This is a genomic window from Salicola sp. AFF1, from assembly GCF_056783195.1.
In genome coordinates, this window is the sequence record NZ_JBXAYL010000003.1 from 139,110 (window position 1) to 156,563 (window position 17,454).

A 17,454-nucleotide genomic window follows, 5' to 3' on the forward strand; every position below is an offset into this window, starting at 1 on the left:
GACGGAACACTAACATGTTACCGCCTGCATTGCCCGGAGGTAGCCGCCTGGCCGTATAATGCCACCATCGTGAAGCGCGTTGACCTGATGAGAGGAGTTACCGGACCATGGCACGCCGTACCAGCCCCTTTTTCGCCTATCTTGGCCGCCTGCGCTGGATCCGCCGCTGGGGGCTGATGCGTAATGCCATCGAGGAGGATGTGGCCACCCACTCCTGGGAAGTGTCCGTTCTGGCCCACGCCCTGGCCACCATCCGAAACACGCACTATGACGGCAACGTGAACGCGGATGCCATTGCCGCGGCCGCCCTCTATCACGATGCATCCGAGGTGATTACGGGGGATATGCCCACCCCGGTGAAGTATTATTCCAGCGTTATGCGCGAGGCCTTTGCGGATGTGGAGCACCGCGCGCAGAAGGAGCTGCTGGCCCTGCTGCCGGAGGCGTTGCGTCCGGCGCTGGCGCCCTACCTGCAGGAGAGCAGTTGGAGCGACAGCACGGCGGAACTGATCAAGGCGGCGGACCGGCTGGCCGCACTGCTCAAGTGTGAGGCGGAACTGCGCGCGGGCAATCGTGAATTCGAGAAGGCGGCACAGCAGATCCGGTCACGGCTGGAATCCGAGGCGCTGCCGGAGGTCGCGTACTTTCTGGAGGTGTTTGCACCGGATTACGGCGCCAGCCTTGACTATTTGCTGGAACGCCAATAGCGCCATCCTGATGCCGCGCCCGTGACCCTGCCAACACGCACTGCAATGCCGCTGGCCTGTTCCACGGCCTCCTCAACGCGCGCGCGGTGGATCTCAACGCCACTCCGGGTCTCCCGGATGCGCTTCAGGGCCTTGCCGGCTTCCCGCCAGAGTCGGTCATGGTCCGCCTTGGTGAGGGTTTCCTTCTGTCCGTGAACCTGCAGCCAGATGGTGTTGCTCTCAACAGCTGCCTTGACGGGCTCCTCCACAATCCGGACACCACTGCCCTTGGGCGTGGCCCAGAACAGTTGCTCAATGTCGTCATTGAACATGCGGATACAGCCATGGCTGACCCGCTGGCCCACGCCAAAGCGCTTGTTGGTCCCGTGGATCAGGTAACCATCTTCCGCCAGCTGGAGTGCGTACGGGCCAAGCGGGTTGGAGGGGCCAGGGGGGATTTCTGCCGGAAGCGTCTTGCCCTTTTCGGCCGCTTCCTGGCGGATGGACTCCGGCGGATACCAGGCTGGCGATTCCAGGCGCATTTGAACCCTGGTGTTGGTCAGTGGTGAGGGCGTACTGGCGTTACCGATGCCGACAGGATAGGTGGCCACTTCGCCATCCCGGAAATGATAGAGCCGGAACTCGGCAAGGTTGATCACGATGTCCTCGTGGGGGCGAGAAGGCAGAAGCCGCCGCGATGGCAGCCTGATGCGGGTGCCCTCTCCCGGCAGCCAGGGATCGATTTCCGGGTTGGCGCGCACCATTTCAAGAAAGCCAAAACCGCGCCTTTCCCCGATGCCGGCGAAGGTGTCCTCGTAGGCCGTGGTGGTCCACTCAGCGGCTCCGACAACCGTTTGTCCCGGTTGCCATTGATACACCTGCCCACCGGCTGAAGCAGCCGTGGCAAGCGCCCAGAACCAGAGTACGCCCAGTACTGTGGGGAGCCTAAAGATCCGGGTCTGGATCAGAGGGGGTCTGTTGCTCGGTACTTGCAGCTTCCGCATTGGCCAGGATGCGCTCGAAAACATCCTGGCATGTTGCCAGCTCCTCGTCACTGACGCCATTGAGAAGCTGTTCACGCAGGCCCTCGGCGCGCTCATCCAGCCTCTGGATGAAGGACTCGCCAAGCTCGGTCAGGTGCAGACGGCGTGCGCGGCGATCCTGTTCACAGGGGCGGCGCTGGATCAAACCCTGGTTCTCAAGGTTATCGAGCAGCCGCACCAGGGTGGGATTCTCGATGGACATCAGTTCCGCCAGTTCCCGTTGGGTAACCCCTTCGCCGCCCCGGTGCAACGCCACCATGGTGCTCCAGCGCGCCTGCGTTACGCCAAGATCCTTGAGGCGCTCGTCGAGAAGCTTGCGCCAGCGACGGGCGATACGGGCCACACTGAAGGGGAACTGGCGTCGATTCATCGTTTCGGAACTCTGTTTGGGCTGGCTATCAGCCATCCTACCATCCATTGCTCTGCCTTCCGGTGTATTACTGGGTTGTTCCGTTAGTGCCGATTCGGTCCATTGTGCCTTAGGGGACCAAGGTCCGCTACGACAACCCTGAATGACCTTCTGGTAGTCTAATGGGGGAAAGCGGCTTACCCCATAGGGGTTGTCCACAGTCTGGAGCGGAGGGAATACGCATTGATGAAGAGCCTCAGGCGGGTGCCGACATGGCTGGTGCTGGTGGTCGTTGGGCTCTGGTTCGGCCTCAGCTACTGGCTCTGGCCCATGCCGAAACCAGGCAAATCCGCCTGTTACGGGGAGACTACCCCTGTTACCCGAATCCAGGGCACGGGCGCGGTTACGCCGCTGGATGGCCGCACGGTAGTGACTGAGGGCGTGGTTACGGCGGATTTTACCGATCGCAGTGAGCTGGGGGGCTTTTTCATCCAGAAACCGGCAGCGCCGGCGCCAAACGGCTCCAGCGGGCTCTTCGTGTACGCCCCGCAAGCGCGCGTGTCGTCGGGGGAGCGTCTGAGGGTGCGTGGTGAGGCGGGTGAATACCACGGCATGACCCAGCTCTCCGAGGCCCGGATTGAAGCCCGATGTGGCACAGCGGCACTGCCCAGGCCCCGGTCACTGGCCCTGCCTGCTGGCGAACCGCAAAAGGAGTCTGTTGAAGGCATGCGGGTGCGGCTCCAGGGGGGTGCCACCATTACCGGCCTCTATGAACTGGGGCGTTATGGCGTGGTCACGCTGGCGGACGAGCGCCTTTTCCAGCCCACCCAGATCGCTCGCCCTGGAGAGCCGGCGCGCAAGGTGGCCGAGCGCAATGAGCAACGCCGGCTCGCTCTGGACGATGGGGCTCGAGACCAGTTTCCGGGTTTACCCCCTTGGGTGAGCCAGCATTATGAATCCGGTCGGCGTCTCAGGGTGGGGGATGGTCTCACCCAGGTCGTGGGTGTACTGGACTACCGGTATGAAGCCTGGCGGATCCAGCCCACGGCCCCGCCTGAGGTTGAGGTCCGGAATCCACCCCCGGAGGCGCTGGAGCGCCCGGCGGAGGGATTGGTCCGGGTTGCGGGCTTCAATCTGAAGAACTATTTCAATGGCAATGGCAGGGGGGAAGGGTTTCCCACCAGCCGTGGCGCGGAAACGGCAGCTGACTGGCGGACCCAGCACCGGCGCCTGACCACCGCCCTGAATGGCTTGGCGGCGGACATCATTGGGTTGGTGGAACTGGAGAATGACGGCACCGACCCGGACAGTGCCATTGCGTCGCTGACGGCGGATCTGGAGGGCGACTGGGACTACGTCCGGCCGGCACGCCGCCCTGGTGATGATGCCATTGCCGTAGGCCTGGTCTGGCGCAGGAACCGGGTTGAGCCCGTGGGGGAGGCTCAGGTGCTGCGGGCGCCACCGTTCAACAATGGCAGTCGCCCGCCCGTAACCCAGCGCTTTCGCCACCTGGAATCCGGCACCGTCTTCCGCGTGGTGGTTAATCACTTCAAGAGCAAGCATTGCGGCAGTGCCAGTGGCCCCAATGCCGCGCAGGGGGATGGCGCGGGCTGCTGGAGCGCCCATCGCAATGCGGCCACCCGGCGCTTGTTGCAATGGCTGAAGCAGCTGAACGATGCTGGGGAGGCGTCCAGAGTGCTGCTGGTGGGTGACCTTAACGCCTATGCCCGGGAAGCGCCGGTAGCAAGGCTTAAGCAGGCTGGCTACCGGAATGCCCTCAGTGGCCGGCATCCACGCCCGGCCAGCAGTTACATTTACCACGCACAGTCCGGTACACTTGACTATATTTTAGCCTCAGGGGCCCTTGATCGGGCGATCGAAGCAGCAGGGATCCGGGCCATCAACGCCGATGAACCGCCCTTACTGCACTACAGCAGGGATGATCGCATTGAGTTGCCAGCCTCCCTGACCCTTGCCGGCAAGAAACCTTGGCGAGCTTCGGATCATGACCCGACCTGGGTGGATCTGAAGCCCGCAATTGTTGGCGATGAATGACGCGGGAGCGCGTTAATGGCGAAACAGCTCAGAACGTCCATCCGGAATCACGACATCCGTCATTACTGGCCTCTTCTGTTGCAAAGGGGGCCATTGCTGATCGTGATCCTTTATGTCCTTTTTGGAGCCAGCTGGATTGCGTTCAGCGACCTGTGGCTGGCGCGGATGACTGATGATGCACAGACGGTTGTGCGCTTGCAGGCCTGGAAAGGGTTTTTCTTCATTGGGGCAACCGGTTTGCTGTTGTATTTCGCGATGCGCCGTCTCTATTCGGCGATTGCAGGGATCAGCCGTGAGGCGGTGGCGCGGGAAGCGCGGTTTCAGGAGATGGCAGAACAGGTGCCCGAAGTGTTCTGGATCTGGGACCCGGCGCGGAAGGGACTGAGCTACGTTTCCCCCGCCGCTGAGTCCTTATGGGGATTCCCCTCGGAGCACCTGCTTGAGGACAAGGGACTATGGTCGCGGACCGTGCACCCACAGGACAGTGAGCGGATCGCCTGCTTTCTGGATACCATGACCCGCAACCAGCAGAGTGTTACCCAGCAATACCGCGTCCAGCGCGCCGATGGGGCTTGGTTATGGATTGAGGATCGTGCCCATCCGGTCTTTGATGAGCAGGGTGAGCTTGTCCGGGTGGTGGGAGTGACCGAGGACATCACCCAGCAGCACCACCAGCAGGAAGCGCTTGATGAAGCCGCCCATTACGATCGCCTGACCGGGCTCGCCAACCGCTATTTCTTCCATGAACGACTGGAGCAGCAGTGCCATGCGGCCAACCAGAACGAGGAGGGGTTTGCCCTGCTGTTTCTCGACCTGGATCGATTCAAGTATGTGAATGACTCGCTCGGGCACAGTGCGGGTGACGAATTGCTGCGCCAGGTGGCGAGGCGGCTTCAACGGGTGGTTCAGGGCCGGGGCTTCCTGGCCCGGATGGGGGGCGACGAGTTTGCGATCCTGCTTTCCCGGCGTGAGGATATGGATCACCGGGAGTCCCTGGTGCGCGAGCTTATTGCTCATCTTTCGCAACCCTACCAGCTGCAGGGCGAGCATTCCTTTGTAACGGTCAGCCTCGGTGTCGCCCTCTTTCCCCTGGATGGGCGCGATGCCGAGACCCTCACCCGAAGCGCGGATGTGGCCATGTACAGTGCCAAGCACCATGGCCGTAATCACTGGTCCTATTTCCGGGAAAGCGATAACCCCGCCAGTACGGAGCGCCTGCGGTTGGAGGCGGATATTCATCGGGCTGTGGAGAACCACGAGTTCGAATTGTATTACCAGCCCCAGTTTGATGTTCACGGCACGCGCTTGGTGGGAACCGAGTGCTTGTTGCGCTGGCGCCACCCTGAGCATGGCATGATCTCGCCTGGTGAGTTTATCCCGTTGCTGGAAGAAACCGGGCTGATTGTGGAGGTAGGGGTAAGGGTGATCGAGCAGGCCTGTCAGTGTGTGGCTCGCTGGCGTGCCCGTGGCCTGCCCCAGACCTTTTCGGTGGCGGTCAACGTGTCTCCCCGGCAGCTGAGGAATGAAAACCTGTTGACGGAAACCCAGCGGTTGATCGAAGCCTACAACGTGCCAGAGGGGATTCTGGAGCTGGAACTGACTGAGAGTTCCTTGATGGAGGAACCGGCCTATGCACGCCGACTCTTCGAAGGCCTGCGTCGCATTGGCGCCAAGATCGCCATTGATGATTTTGGAGTGCGCTATTCAAGCTTGAACTATCTGCGCGAATTCGCCCCGGATATTCTCAAGATCGACAAGAGCTTTGTAGACCCTGTGGCGGAGGCCGAAAAAGACCGCCTTCTAGTGGAAAGTATCGTCCAGCTGGCGCACAACCTCGGCATTGGTGTGATCAGCGAAGGGGTGGAGACTGAGGCACAACGGGCGATTCTTGAGCAAGCAGGCTGCGATTGGGTCCAGGGATTCCTGCTCGGCCATCCTATGCCACTGAGTGGCCACGAGAGCCTGATGGTACGGATGGGAATGCTCAGGGCCCAGGCGGATATTGCTCAAACATAGCCCTGATGATGCGCTTGATGAGTTCGGTTCGCTCCTTTGTGTTGTGGGAGTCGCTGAGGTAGCGCCGGGCACGGCCTTCCCAGATCACCTGGTCTATAGCCGGATCAACCATCGCCACCACCAACCGTCCCTCGCGGATTGTCCGGGTTTCCACCGGGGTATTCGCCATACCAAACGTAAAGGGGCCACGCCCGAACCCGAAGCCCAGACCCAGGGTTGGTCCCCGTGATTCGGTCCGGATCGCCTCTTCGATGCGGTACCGGACCCGGAGATCCGGCTCCCGTTCCGCCCGGGTCAGGCCTTCATCGGCCAATGCCTGCTTCAGGGCCCGCTCAATGCGCGCGGCATCCAGGTCCTGGACGGTGTCGTCGTCGCGTTCGGCGAAACGGTAGGTGCTGTAGCGCTCGAAGCCGGCGCTGCTGTCGTAATCGATGATGGCATAGCGCGCACAGCCAGCCAGCGTCGCCAGCATCAAGAGTAGCGTGGCCGTTTTCAATACCCTTGCCATTGGCTCAGCCTCCTACCTAACGCATCCATTATGAGCCCATACTGTGTTTCAGGGAACCGGTTCCGGCGGGGGCTAGCGCCCTGAGTCCTGCCCGGACCGGAACCGGTCCACCAGCACGTACAGGTCTTCAGCAAGTGACTCGACGCCAGAGCTGACCTCGGCTGTCTGGTCGGCCTGGCCGGTGGTCTGGTCCGCCAGCTCCGCGATACGGGTAATCTGCTGGTTGATCTGGTCCGCCACCTGGCTCTGCTGTTCCACGGCGGAGGCCATCTGCATGGTCTGGGAGGCAATGGTGTCGATGTAGCCCGCCACCTCCTGGACCTTGGTCTCGGTTTCCTGGACCGCGTTCAGCCCCTGCTGGGCCTGGGAGCGGCTGTTCTGCGTGGCCTCCAGCGAGGCCTGGACCTGCTGCTTGAAGTTCTCGATGATCTGGTGGATGCGGTCCGTGGATTCGCGGGTTCGGCTGGCCAGGTTGCGCACTTCATCGGCAACGACGGCGAACCCCCGGCCAGCTTCACCCGCGCGTGCGGCTTCGATGGCGGCGTTCAGCGCCAGCAGGTTGGTCTGGTCCGCGATGTCGGTGATCAGCTGGGCGGCCGATCCGATTTCATCGGTGGCCTCACCCAGCTGGTTCACCGTCTGGGCTACGTTGTCGACGCTGCCGGTGAGTTCTTCGATAACGCGGGAGTTCTCGCCTGCAATGCGCGTGATCTCCCCGGTTGCTGTATTGGCTTCATCCGCTTGTTGGGCCGCCTGGCCCACGCTCTGGGAGACCTCGCTGATCGAGGCGGTCATCTCGTTGATGGCGGAAGCGGTCTGGTCGGTCTCGCTGCGCTGGTTGCGGATCTGGTCGCGGCTGGTCTGCATCAGCTGGTGACCTTCGGCAGCCTTGGCGGAGAGTTGGCTGGCCAGGTTTTCCATGCGCTCAAGCACCGTCACCAGGCGTGCCTTTTCACTGATCATCAGCATGTCCAGCTCACGCAGGCCACTGCCCCGTGGCGAATAGGTGGTGGCCACAAGGGAGTCGGTAAAGGCGTCCGGCCGCAGGGCCAGGGTTTGCTGCAGCCGCTGCTGCAGCCGCTGGCGGTTCCAGACGCCACCACCGGCCAGTCCCACCAGGGTGGTGCCGGCCACCACTGCCGGGCTCAGGCCCAGGGCCAGTGGGACCAGTGCCGCGCCGGCCACCAACGCCAGCGGCAGGTTCTGCATGGCCAGCGCCTTGATCTCAAGGCTGAGGGGGGCGGCGCGTTTGCCCGCATTGAGCCGGGCGTAGACCTTGCTGGCCTGTTGGACCCATTCCCGTTTCGGCTTGGCGCGCACCGATTCGTAGCCAACGATGCGGCCGTCGCGCCGGATGGGTGTTACGTAGGCGCTGACCCAGTAGAAATCGCCGTTCTTGCAACGGTTCTTGACCATGCCCATCCAGGGCTTGCCCGCCTTGAGGTGGCCCCACATGTGCTCGAACACCATTGGTGGCATGTCCGGGTGCCGGATGAGGTTATGCGGTTGGCCGATCAGTTCGCTTTCCGCGAATCCGCTGACGTCAATAAACGCCTTATTGACGTATTCGATCACGCCGCGTTCGTTCGTGGCCGAGATCAGGGGCTGATCGTCCCTTACCGGAACTTCTTTATCGGTAACTGGGAGGTTGCGCCGCATCCGGAACACCTATGCTGAGACTTGATACACATCAAAATAGCATGAAATCCGTTGTTTCCCCATTCGAGTTGGCCGTGACAGGGCTTTACCGGCGTGCCGGCTCAGGCATCATTGGGCACAGTAGCAACGGCATTCAATACCATCAGGAGGCCTGAATGTGGCGCAGACGCTCTGACTCATCCTTCCAGCTGAACGAGCATGTGGTCGTGCTCACGGGGGCTGGCATCAGCGCGGAGAGTGGGCTGTCCACTTTCCGGGACGCGGGCGGGCTCTGGGAACAGGTTGATCTTGAGGATGTGGCCACGCCTGAGGCCTGGCAGCGCAATCCGGAGCTGGTGCGCGATTTCTACAACCGCAGGCGCCACCAGGTGCTGGCGGCCAGCCCGAACGCCGGGCATGAGGCGCTGGTGAATCTCGAAAACCGTTGCCGGGTGAGTGTGGTGACCCAGAACGTGGACGACCTCCATGAGCGTGCCGGTTCCTCGCATGTCCTGCACCTCCACGGCAGCATCATGGAGGCTCGCAGTCCGGTGAATGCCGATGACGTAATCACCCTGGGCGAACGGGATCTAACGCCGGATCTGACCTGCAGCCGGGGGCATCCCATGCGCCCGAACGTGGTCTGGTTCGGGGAGGCCGTGCCGGCTATGGAGGAGGCTGCGGCCCTGGTCAGCCGGGCGGATCACCTGCTGGTGGTGGGCTCGTCGCTGAATGTCTATCCCGCCGCTTCGCTGGTTGAGTTCGTTGCGCCAGGCGTGCCAGTGAGTGTTGTGGACCCGGACGCGCGACTGCACCTGCCCGGCGCCAGGGTCATCCAGAAGCCGGCAAGCGAAGGGGTGCCCGAGTGGGTCAGCAGCTTCCGGGCCGCTTTCAGCATCTGACGGACCCCGCGGTGGTGTTACGGCTCTGCGTCAGCGCATCTGGAAGCGGATGGGAAGCTGCAGCCGGAAGGTGTCGCCCTTGATGGCGTCCGGAACCCTGGGCAAGGGCTCCGCCCGTTCCAGCATTTCCACGGCGGCGTCGTCCAGGATGCCGTAACCGCTCTTATCCGCCAGCTTGGTGCGGTTGAGCGAGCCGTCACGGGCGAAGTTGATGGTCAGGCTGACCGTGCCTTCCTGGCCCAGGCGCTGGGCGCGCCTGGGGTATTCATAGTGCTTGGCCAGGTGGCGCTGGAGCTTGGCCAGATAGGCATCCTCCTCTGCCTTATCGCCACCGCCGATGGTGACGTTCTGGGTTTCCTGGCGGGCATCCTTGGTGCGCCCATTCTTTGAGCTCTGTTCCTGCGGCGCAGGGTTGTCCGGCGGCTCAACAGGCTCAACCGTCTTCTCAGGCTCAGGCTCAGGCTCAGGCTCAGGCTCAGGCTCAGGCTCAGGCTCAGGCTCAGGCTCAGGCTCAGGCTCAGGCTCTGGCTTTGGTTTGGGCTCTGGTTTGGGCTCTGGTTTGAGCTCTGGTTTGGGCTCTGGTTTGGGCTCCGGTCGCGGTTGCGGCTTGGAGGCCGGCGCTTCGGTTTTCTGTTGGGCTGGAGGCGCCTGGGTGTTGACGACAATGCCCCGTTTGCCGGTCTCCGGGCCGGGCATTTCAGGCCTGTCCACCGGCCAACGGAACAGCACCGCCAGGTGCAGGATCACGGCGAGGCCGATAGAGATGATGGCAGCGAGGGAGCGTATGCGATCCGGTGTCATTCGCCGGGGTCCGTTAGCAGGATGACCTGGGGATGACCGGCTTCGTCCAGGGTCTTGAAGAGGCGTTCCAGCTTTGCCATCGAGAGCTCTTTGTCCGCCCCCAGCCGAAGCCGGTCGGATTCGTCGTATTCCGGCAGGCGCTCGGAGAGCGCGCCGCGTTTGATGGGGTTACCGTTGTAGCGGAGGCTGCCGTCTGCTTCCACCACCAGATCCACCCTGGGGCGGCGCTCGTCCTGACTGCTGGCGGCATCCGGCAGATTCGGCATCTGGTCACGCATCACGATGCCGGCAATCAGGAAGAACATCAGCAACAGGAAGACCACATTGATCAGTGGCAGCAGGCCTTCCTCCAGTTTTTCGGTCAGCGATGGGTCATTGCCGGACTCGGGGAAAAAGGGCTGGTGCTGTGTCATGGTGTGTCCGCCCCCTTCGGACCGTCGCGCTCCCAGCTGACGCTGACGCCGGCCTCATCCACGACCCCGAGCCAGTGGGTGAAGCGCCCCAGGGCGACGCCCTCCTCAGTACTGATCTCGATGCGTTTGCCGTTGTAGCCGCGGATTCTGTCCCGCAGTTGCGGTTTTTCCAGCGCCTCGCCGTTCCACTGCAGCGCCTCTGCCGTCAGGTGCAGTCTGGCGGGAGGATCGTCCGAGGCCTGGCCGCCGGCCTCCGGTGAGGGCGTGTCCAGCTGCAACAGGCCTATGGGCTCCATGCGGGAGGTCAGCATGAAGAACAGCAACAGGATGAAGACCACATCGATCAGCGGCGTGAGCCGGATGGGCACCCGCCGGCTGGGCCGCGGCTCAAGCCATTGCATGGCGCTGGGCGGGTTCGGGCTCGTGGTCGTCGCTGCGCTGCTGGGTTTCGGAGGTGGCGGCTGCTTCGCGGGGCCGGTCCCCCGGAACCTCGCGCCGGAAGATCCGGACGAGCAGGTCATTGATCTGCTGCTGCATGCGGCGCATGCGGAATTCCATCCAGGCAGCGATGGCGGCAAAGGGAATGGCAATGGCCAGCCCGGTGGCGGTCGTTGAAAGGGCCTCATAGATGCCGCCACTGAGTTCGGCGGGGTCCGCCTGTCCCTGGGCGTTCGCCATGGCGTCAAAGGCACTCATCATGCCCATCACGGTACCGAGCAGGCCAATCAGCGGTGCCAGCGCGGCAATCACTTCCAGAATCTTAAGCGGGGATTCAAAGGGCTGCAGCAGCCGCTGGGCCCGCCGACCCACTTCATCGCGCAGGCTATCTTCGGTTTCGCCCTGGCTGCGCCGGTGCATGATGAACGCCAGAAGCTCCGCCAGTGGGTTGCGTTGACCGCCGAGGCTGCGCCGTGCGGCTTCGTCATCACCGTCACACCACTGGTCCACGCCCGCCCGGATGGCGCGGTTGAGCCGGGGGGCCTGAAAAAGACTGATAACCAGCGTATACAAAACAGTACCCAAGCCGAGCACCGAGATGGTCAGCAATACGCCCATCACCGGGCCACCCATGGCCAGGAGCTCGGCCACCGGTGCAAACAGGTTCTCGGAAGCGGGTGTGGAAAGACTCATAAGCGTTGTACAGCTCTCTGGGGAAATCCGCTAATCAACCCCGGATGATAAAGATTATCATTCGAAAAGTGAAGGGCCATGGGGTCGAAAGTCTGCACCCGCGGTCAGACGCCAGATGCAGACAGCGCTGTGGTTAGTGGAGGTGAGAGCGGTTATCGCCCCCCAGCGGCGCCTGTTCGTCGCGCTTTTCCGTCACCGTGTCGATGATATCGAGGTAGGTGCTGGATTCACGGAACGAATCCGTCGCCGGTGCGAAAACGTCGCCCAGGCTCGGCTGCATGGGCGTGTCCTTGCCGGGATCCGCCTCGTCGCGCAGGTGGGGCAGTTCCTGCAGCCCGGTTACCACGCCCAGCCGTGGCTCCCGGATCTGTTCGTAGGCCCGGAAGTACAGACAACCAGGTGTTCCCACCTGGACAATCAGGGTATCCATGGACTCTTCCTCGCCATTGCGCTGGATGGTGGTCCAGGCGGAGAAATACAGCATAACGGCTGGTGCGTCCATTTCTTCGCGCACGGTGCGCAGGGCGTTCTGCCATTCTTCGCTTTCTGCCTCTTCCGGCAGGCCGCCGAGCACGAGCTGTACATTGTTGCCATCGCCCAGCACCACGGCTGTCGGTGGAACATCGTATTCCCCCAGTATGCCGGCATGGGCGATGGTGATGGCGTCGTGCATGAGATCGGTCACGGGCACCTCCCTCTTAATGGGTCAGGTTGTTGGGCGGGGCCTTTCCCCCAGAATAGACGCTTTGGACGGGAATCTCGACCCGTTCGGTGCTATCGGCGGGTATGGCATAGTGACGCTGTGTTATCTGGCCCAGGAGATCAAGCCTTGTCGCACACCCCCGAGCAGCGTCTTTACCACACCTGGCTGGTGATGGCCCTGCTGGTTACTGTTATGGGGGTTGTGGCACTGGCATACAACCCATTCCCTGCAATTGCGACTCTGGCGCTGGGCGGATTCTGCTGGTGGCGCGCCTGGCTGGCCCGCCCTGGCGCGCCCGCGCCGTTTTCTTTCCGGCTTGAACCGGATCCGCTGCCGGGCGCACTGGGAGGGGATGTGGGCGGGCGCCTGCATCCGCGGGAGGCCACCGTGATACCGGATGATATCGAGGTGACGCTGGTTTGTGCCCGCCTGTGCGAAAAAGCCGACCACCAGAGCGTTGCCCATCGGCGGGAATGGGTCTGGTGGGAGACCCGCCGGGCGTTCGCGCAAGCGCAAGGGGTGGCGTTTCGATTCGAGCCACCGGCGTCACTGCCGGGTACTGAGACACGCCCGGCATTGAGCGAAGATCAGTGGTGCTGCCATCACTACTGGACGCTGGTGATCCGCGCCACTGTCGACGGTGCCCCCCGGGAGCAGCGATTGCGACTCAAAGTGGCGCCTGGGAACGCCCGTATGGAGCGGCCGCTGGCAGCAGAGGCGGAGGCTGTGAATCAGCCCATCGCTCAGGATGAACAGGTTCCCACAGACGCTACCCTGGAGGCCTGATTGCGGCCGACGCGGATTGCGCCCAGCCCGGGGCTGCACCATGCTGAGGGTGTTCTCCTTCCGACGAGGCCCCCATGAACACCGAGCTGCTCGAGATCCGGGATCATATGGCCCGCTTTCCGCCGTTTGACGGCCTGGATGACGCGCTGATCGATGAGGTGGCCAGTGCCATTGAGGTGGCCTATTTCAAGGCTGGCAGCATGATCCTTGAGGCCGACCGGGAGATCCACGACCTGTGCTACATCCGCAGTGGTGCGGTGGAAATCTATCGCCGTAACAACGATCTCTACAATCGCCTGGGCGAGGGCGATATCTTCGGGCATTTCAATCTTCTCCGGAACAATCGCGTGCGTTTCCCCGCGCGCGCCATGGAAGACACCCTGATCTACTTTATCCCGGATTCGGTGTTCTACCAGCTGTGTGAGGCCGACGATGCCTTTGCCGAGTTCGTGGAAGTGGAAAAGCCGCGTCTTCAGGCCACTGTTGAGGCTCAGCACAAGAGCAACGACCTGATGAGCACCCGGGTGCGCAAGCTGGTGAACCGCCTGCCGCTGTTGATTGAGGCGGATGCCACGGCCCAGGGCGCGGCCGCCCGGATGACGGAGGAGAACGTCTCGGCAGCGTTGGTGGTGGAACCCGCTGTCGACGCGGATGCCGTCATCTACACCGGGGCGGATGGGCGCCAATGGGCACTGCGGGGGATCCTCACGGATGCGGACCTGAGGGTGCGGCTGATTGCCGAGGGCCTGGCCACCACCACACCCGTGGCCCGGCTGCACAGCGGCGCCCTGATCTCGATCCAGTCGGATGAAACCGTGCAGGAGGCCATGCTCAGCATCCTGCGCAACAATGTCCAGCACCTGCCCGTTCTGCACCGGCGCCGCCCCATCGGGTTGCTGCACCTGTCCGATATCATCCGCTATGAGACCCAGAGCAGCCTTTACCTGGTCGGCAGCATCCTCAACCAGACCACCCTGCGCGGTCTGGCCGGGCTTCGGCATGAGGTGTCCATTGCCTTCACACGCATGGTGCGGGATGGCTCGGATTCCAAGGTGATCGGTACGGCGCTGGCCGCCATTGGCCGCAGTTTCGCCCGGCGCATTCTGGAACTGGCTGAGGCGGAGCTGGGTCCGCCCCCGGTGCCCTACGCCTTCATGGTTCTGGGCTCCATGGCCCGTGATGAACAGACGGTGGTTACGGACCAGGACAACGCCATGATCCTCAGCGACGACTATGACCCGGAGCAGCACGGCGAGTACTTCGAAACCCTCGCCAAGCGGGCATCGGACGGGCTGGCCGCCTGCGGTTACGCCTACTGCAAGGGCGATATCATGGCGACCAACCCGGAGTGGCGGAAGCCGCTGGGGACCTGGCGGCGCACCTTCACCGAGTGGATTGATAACCCCACCCCGGAAGCATTGCTGCATTGCAACATCTTCTTCGACCTGGACTGTGTGCACGGCGAAGAACGCTTTGTTGAGGAGTTACAGGGATTGATCGCCAACAAGGCGCCGCTGGCGGACCGATTCCTGGCCGCCATGGCCCGCAATGCGCTCAACAGGACGCCGCCGCTGGGGTTCTTCCGGACCTTTGTGATGGAGAAGAACGGGCACGAGAACCGCTCAATCAACATCAAGCGCCGTGGTACCGCGCCCATGGTGGACCTGATCCGGATCCATGCCCTGGCCTGCGGCTCGCGCGCCCAGAATTCCTTCGACCGCCTCGACGACATCGCCAAAACCCAGCTGCTCACCCCGAAAGCGGTGGAAAAGATCCGTTACGCGCTGGAGTTCATGTATATGGCCCGCATCTGGCACCACCTCTACGATGTGGAGGCGGGCAGTGAGCCGGACAACAATATCGAGCCGGAGAACGTTTCCAATAGTGAGCGCCATAATCTCAAGGATGCCTTCCAGGTGCTGAGCAACGCCCAGAGCTTCCTCCAGTTCCGCTACCCCAAGCCCTGAGGCCATAAGATGCTGTCATTCCGCAACCTCACGGCGACCCAACCGGGGTGGTGCGAGTACATGGCGGACCGGGCCCGCAGGGCTCGATCTCCGGAGTTGGCGCACTTTTTTGAACACAGCCAGCTGGATCCGGACACCCCCATCAGCCAGGTCCCCATGATGGGGCTGGACCTGGAAACCACGGGGATGGATGTGACCCGTCATGGCATCGTCAGCATCGGTATGCTGCCCTTCACGCTGGACCGGATCCACACTGGGCAACGCTGGTACCGCATTGTCAGGCCGCGGCGGATGCTGCGGGAGGAATCGGTGGTGGTGCACCACATCACCCACTCCGAGGTGGCCAATGCGCCTGACCTTGCTGACGTACTGCCGGAACTGCTTAACCGGATGGCGGGGTATCTGCCGGTGGTGCACTACCATCCGATCGAACGGCGGTTTCTGGACGAGTCCGTGCGGGTACGCCTTGGCGAGGGTCTGATGTGTCCCATGATCGACACCATGGTGCTGGAGTCCCGCTGGTGCCGGCAGTCGCTGCGGGCGCGCATGCGCCGATGGGTGGGAGGGCAGCCGCTTTCAATACGGCTTCACGAGAGCCGGGCCCGCTACAATCTGCCCTTCTATCGGGGGCATCATGCGCTTACGGATGCCCTGGCGACAGCCGAGCTGCTGCAGGCTCAGATAGCCCACCGGTTCTCGCCGGATACCCCCGTTAGAAACCTCTGGGTGTGAGTACAAAAAAAGAGCGGCCCGCAGGCCGCTCTCTGTAAAACGAATCCCGAACCACCTGTTACTGGGCGCGGGGTTCGCTCATAAGGCCCTTCACGATGGCGAAGCACCCAACCAGCAGGACCACCGCGAACGGCAGGCCCATGGAGACCGCCATGGTCTGCAGCGCCTGCAGACCGCCGCCAAGCAGCAGCGCGATGGCGATGGCCCCCTCGGTAACGGCCCAGAAGATCCGCTGGGGCTTGGGCGCGTCCACCTTGCCGCCTGCGGTGATGGTGTCCAGGACCAGCGAACCGGAGTCCGACGAGGTCACGAAGAACACAATCACCAGCGTGATCGCGACGAAGGAGGTGATCGCCGCCAGCGGCAGCTGTTCCAGCATGACAAACATCTGCAGGTCCAGATCGGCGTCCGCAATCGCCTCCACACCGTGGTTCAGGTACTGATCCAGCGCGGTGCCGCCCAGAGCGGTCATCCAGAGGACGGAGACCGTGGAGGGAATCAGCAGCACGGCGATCAGGAATTCCCGCACGGTCCGGCCGCGGCTGACCCGGGCGATGAACATCCCCACAAAGGGCGACCAGGCAATCCACCAGCTCCAGTAAAAGGCGGTCCAGCCCTGGCTGAAGTTCGCGTCTTCACGGGCGAAGGGATTGGACAGGGCCGGCAGGTTCACCAGGTAGGCGCCCAGGTTCTCGAAAAAGCCAACGGCAATCGCGATGGTGGGGCCCACCAGGATCACGAAGAGCAGCAGAATAGCGGCGAGAACCAGGTTGATCTCCGACAGGCGCCGTACGCCCTTATCCACACCCAGCAGTATGGAGGCCAGGGCCACGGCCGTGATGCACATGATCAGCACAATACGGGTGGCATCCACGTTCGGGATACCGAACAGATGCTCCAACCCGGCTGTGGCCTGTGTGGCGCCGAGGCCCAGAGACGTCGCAAGGCCGAAAAGGGTCGCAAAAACCGCCAGGATATCGATGATATGACCCGGCCAACCCCAGACCCGCTCACCCAGAAGTGGGTAGAAGATGGAGCGGATGGTCAGTGGCAGCCCCTTGTTGAACGAGAACAGCGCCAGTGCGAGCGCGACCACCGAATAGATCGCCCAGGGGTGCAGACCCCAGTGGAAGATCGTGGCCGACATGCTCAGGCGCTGGGCTGCCTGCTGATCACCTTCCGCTGCACCCAACGGGGCCCAGTCGGTTCTTGCGCCGTCCTCTACCGTTGTGCCGCCCATGGCAGTGCCATAGTGGGTGACCGGCTCGGACACGCCGTAGAACATCAGGCCGATGCCCATGCCGGCTGCGAAGAGCATGGAGAACCACCCCATGTAGGAGAAGTCCGGCCTGGCCTTGGCTCCGCCCAGCCTGACTTTGGCCAGGGGCGTGAAAATCAGGACGATCGTGAGAACCAGGAAGACGTTGCCGGACAAAAGAAACACCCAGCTGAGGTTCTTTGTCAGGTAGTCAAAGACGGCGTTGTAGACCGGCTCAACCTGGCTCTGCAATGCCAGGGTAATGAATACGAAGAACAGGATGACGGCAGCCGAGATGCCGAACACCTTGCCGTGAAGGTCAAGGTCGAGCGTCACCTTGCCGGAGAAGTTATCCTGACCGATCTGGTAATCCGTATCGATCAGGTTCGCCGCTCCCTCCGGCGCGGGTACGCCGTCGACGCCCTCGCTGCTGTCGCTGGATTGCTTCGGATCCTGCGTCATTAGA

17 protein-coding genes are annotated in these 17,454 nt (G+C 62.7%); 7 read left to right on the top strand and 10 right to left on the bottom strand.

Annotated features, from left to right (window positions below; genetic code table 11):
* The first annotated feature begins 107 nt into the window (after positions 1–107).
* A complete protein-coding gene (yfbR, locus tag AC1RQI_RS03320; RefSeq protein WP_481903638.1) occupies positions 108–707 on the top strand; it encodes a 5'-deoxynucleotidase in 600 nt (199 codons plus the stop codon).
* Here yfbR and AC1RQI_RS03325 read toward each other — a convergent pair.
* Both AC1RQI_RS03325 and slyA read right to left on the bottom strand, forming a co-directional pair.
* On the bottom strand, positions 686–1,690 hold the full coding sequence (locus tag AC1RQI_RS03325; RefSeq protein ID WP_481903639.1) for a L,D-transpeptidase family protein: 1,005 nt from the start codon (positions 1,688–1,690) through the stop codon (positions 686–688). The genes yfbR and AC1RQI_RS03325 overlap by 22 nt on opposite strands.
* Positions 1,632–2,135 (bottom strand): transcriptional regulator SlyA, encoded by a 504-nt coding sequence (gene slyA, locus AC1RQI_RS03330; RefSeq protein WP_481903640.1) that lies wholly within the window; start codon positions 2,133–2,135, stop codon positions 1,632–1,634. The genes AC1RQI_RS03325 and slyA overlap by 59 nt, the downstream gene beginning before the upstream one ends.
* Before the next feature lie 189 nt (positions 2,136–2,324).
* Between slyA and AC1RQI_RS03335 the strand changes: the two genes are divergently transcribed.
* Positions 2,325–4,133, top strand: a complete 1,809-nt coding sequence (locus AC1RQI_RS03335; RefSeq protein ID WP_481903641.1) for an ExeM/NucH family extracellular endonuclease — start codon at positions 2,325–2,327, stop codon at positions 4,131–4,133.
* Positions 4,134–4,148: 15 nt separating this feature from the next.
* Entirely contained in the window at positions 4,149–6,149 is a 2,001-nt protein-coding gene (locus AC1RQI_RS03340) for a putative bifunctional diguanylate cyclase/phosphodiesterase (protein WP_481903642.1), read from the top strand.
* On the opposite strand, the gene AC1RQI_RS03345 is transcribed toward AC1RQI_RS03340, so the two are convergent.
* Together AC1RQI_RS03345 and AC1RQI_RS03350 are read right to left on the bottom strand one after the other, a co-directional pair.
* On the bottom strand, positions 6,118–6,657 hold the full coding sequence (locus tag AC1RQI_RS03345) for a DUF4136 domain-containing protein (protein WP_481903643.1): 540 nt from the start codon (positions 6,655–6,657) through the stop codon (positions 6,118–6,120). The genes AC1RQI_RS03340 and AC1RQI_RS03345 overlap by 32 nt on opposite strands.
* Positions 6,658–6,729: 72 nt before the next feature.
* Positions 6,730–8,316 (bottom strand): methyl-accepting chemotaxis protein, encoded by a 1,587-nt coding sequence (locus tag AC1RQI_RS03350; protein WP_481903644.1) that lies wholly within the window; start codon positions 8,314–8,316, stop codon positions 6,730–6,732.
* Between the two features lie 155 nt (positions 8,317–8,471).
* Between AC1RQI_RS03350 and AC1RQI_RS03355 the strand changes: the two genes are divergently transcribed.
* A complete protein-coding gene (locus AC1RQI_RS03355; protein WP_481903645.1) occupies positions 8,472–9,197 on the top strand; it encodes an SIR2 family NAD-dependent protein deacylase in 726 nt (241 codons plus the stop codon).
* A 30-nt stretch (positions 9,198–9,227) separates the two neighbouring features.
* Here AC1RQI_RS03355 and AC1RQI_RS03360 read toward each other — a convergent pair whose 3' ends face one another.
* From AC1RQI_RS03360 to AC1RQI_RS03380, 5 genes are all read right to left on the bottom strand, one after another.
* Positions 9,228–9,998 (bottom strand): energy transducer TonB, encoded by a 771-nt coding sequence (locus AC1RQI_RS03360; protein WP_481903646.1) that lies wholly within the window; start codon positions 9,996–9,998, stop codon positions 9,228–9,230.
* Positions 9,995–10,411 carry an ExbD/TolR family protein gene (locus AC1RQI_RS03365; RefSeq protein WP_481903647.1) on the bottom strand — a complete coding sequence of 139 codons (417 nt, stop codon included), beginning with the start codon at positions 10,409–10,411 and terminating at the stop codon, positions 9,995–9,997. Before AC1RQI_RS03365 ends, AC1RQI_RS03360 begins: the two co-directional genes overlap by 4 nt.
* Complete coding sequence (locus tag AC1RQI_RS03370) at positions 10,408–10,812, bottom strand: ExbD/TolR family protein (protein ID WP_481903648.1); 405 nt, start codon at positions 10,810–10,812, stop codon at positions 10,408–10,410. The genes AC1RQI_RS03365 and AC1RQI_RS03370 overlap by 4 nt, the downstream gene beginning before the upstream one ends.
* Positions 10,799–11,542, bottom strand: a complete 744-nt coding sequence (locus AC1RQI_RS03375; protein ID WP_481903649.1) for a MotA/TolQ/ExbB proton channel family protein — start codon at positions 11,540–11,542, stop codon at positions 10,799–10,801. Before AC1RQI_RS03375 ends, AC1RQI_RS03370 begins: the two co-directional genes overlap by 14 nt.
* Positions 11,543–11,675: 133 nt before the next feature.
* Positions 11,676–12,227 carry a hypothetical protein gene (locus AC1RQI_RS03380; RefSeq protein ID WP_481903650.1) on the bottom strand — a complete coding sequence of 184 codons (552 nt, stop codon included), beginning with the start codon at positions 12,225–12,227 and terminating at the stop codon, positions 11,676–11,678.
* A gap of 144 nt (positions 12,228–12,371) precedes the next feature.
* On the opposite strand from AC1RQI_RS03380, the gene AC1RQI_RS03385 reads away from it, so the two are divergent.
* The 3 genes from AC1RQI_RS03385 (at position 12,372) to AC1RQI_RS03395 (ending at position 15,730) form a co-directional block, all read left to right on the top strand.
* On the top strand, positions 12,372–13,031 hold the full coding sequence (locus AC1RQI_RS03385) for a hypothetical protein (RefSeq protein ID WP_481903651.1): 660 nt from the start codon (positions 12,372–12,374) through the stop codon (positions 13,029–13,031).
* Positions 13,032–13,105: 74 nt separating this feature from the next.
* On the top strand, positions 13,106–14,998 hold the full coding sequence (locus AC1RQI_RS03390) for a DUF294 nucleotidyltransferase-like domain-containing protein (protein ID WP_481903652.1): 1,893 nt from the start codon (positions 13,106–13,108) through the stop codon (positions 14,996–14,998).
* A 9-nt stretch (positions 14,999–15,007) separates the two neighbouring features.
* Positions 15,008–15,730, top strand: coding sequence for a 3'-5' exonuclease (locus AC1RQI_RS03395; RefSeq protein ID WP_481903653.1), 723 nt, complete (start codon positions 15,008–15,010; stop codon positions 15,728–15,730).
* Positions 15,731–15,788: 58 nt separating this feature from the next.
* Here the strand turns inward: AC1RQI_RS03395 and AC1RQI_RS03400 are convergent, their stop codons facing one another.
* Positions 15,789–17,450 carry a BCCT family transporter gene (locus tag AC1RQI_RS03400; RefSeq protein WP_481903654.1) on the bottom strand — a complete coding sequence of 554 codons (1,662 nt, stop codon included), beginning with the start codon at positions 17,448–17,450 and terminating at the stop codon, positions 15,789–15,791.
* Positions 17,451–17,454 lie beyond the last annotated feature (4 nt).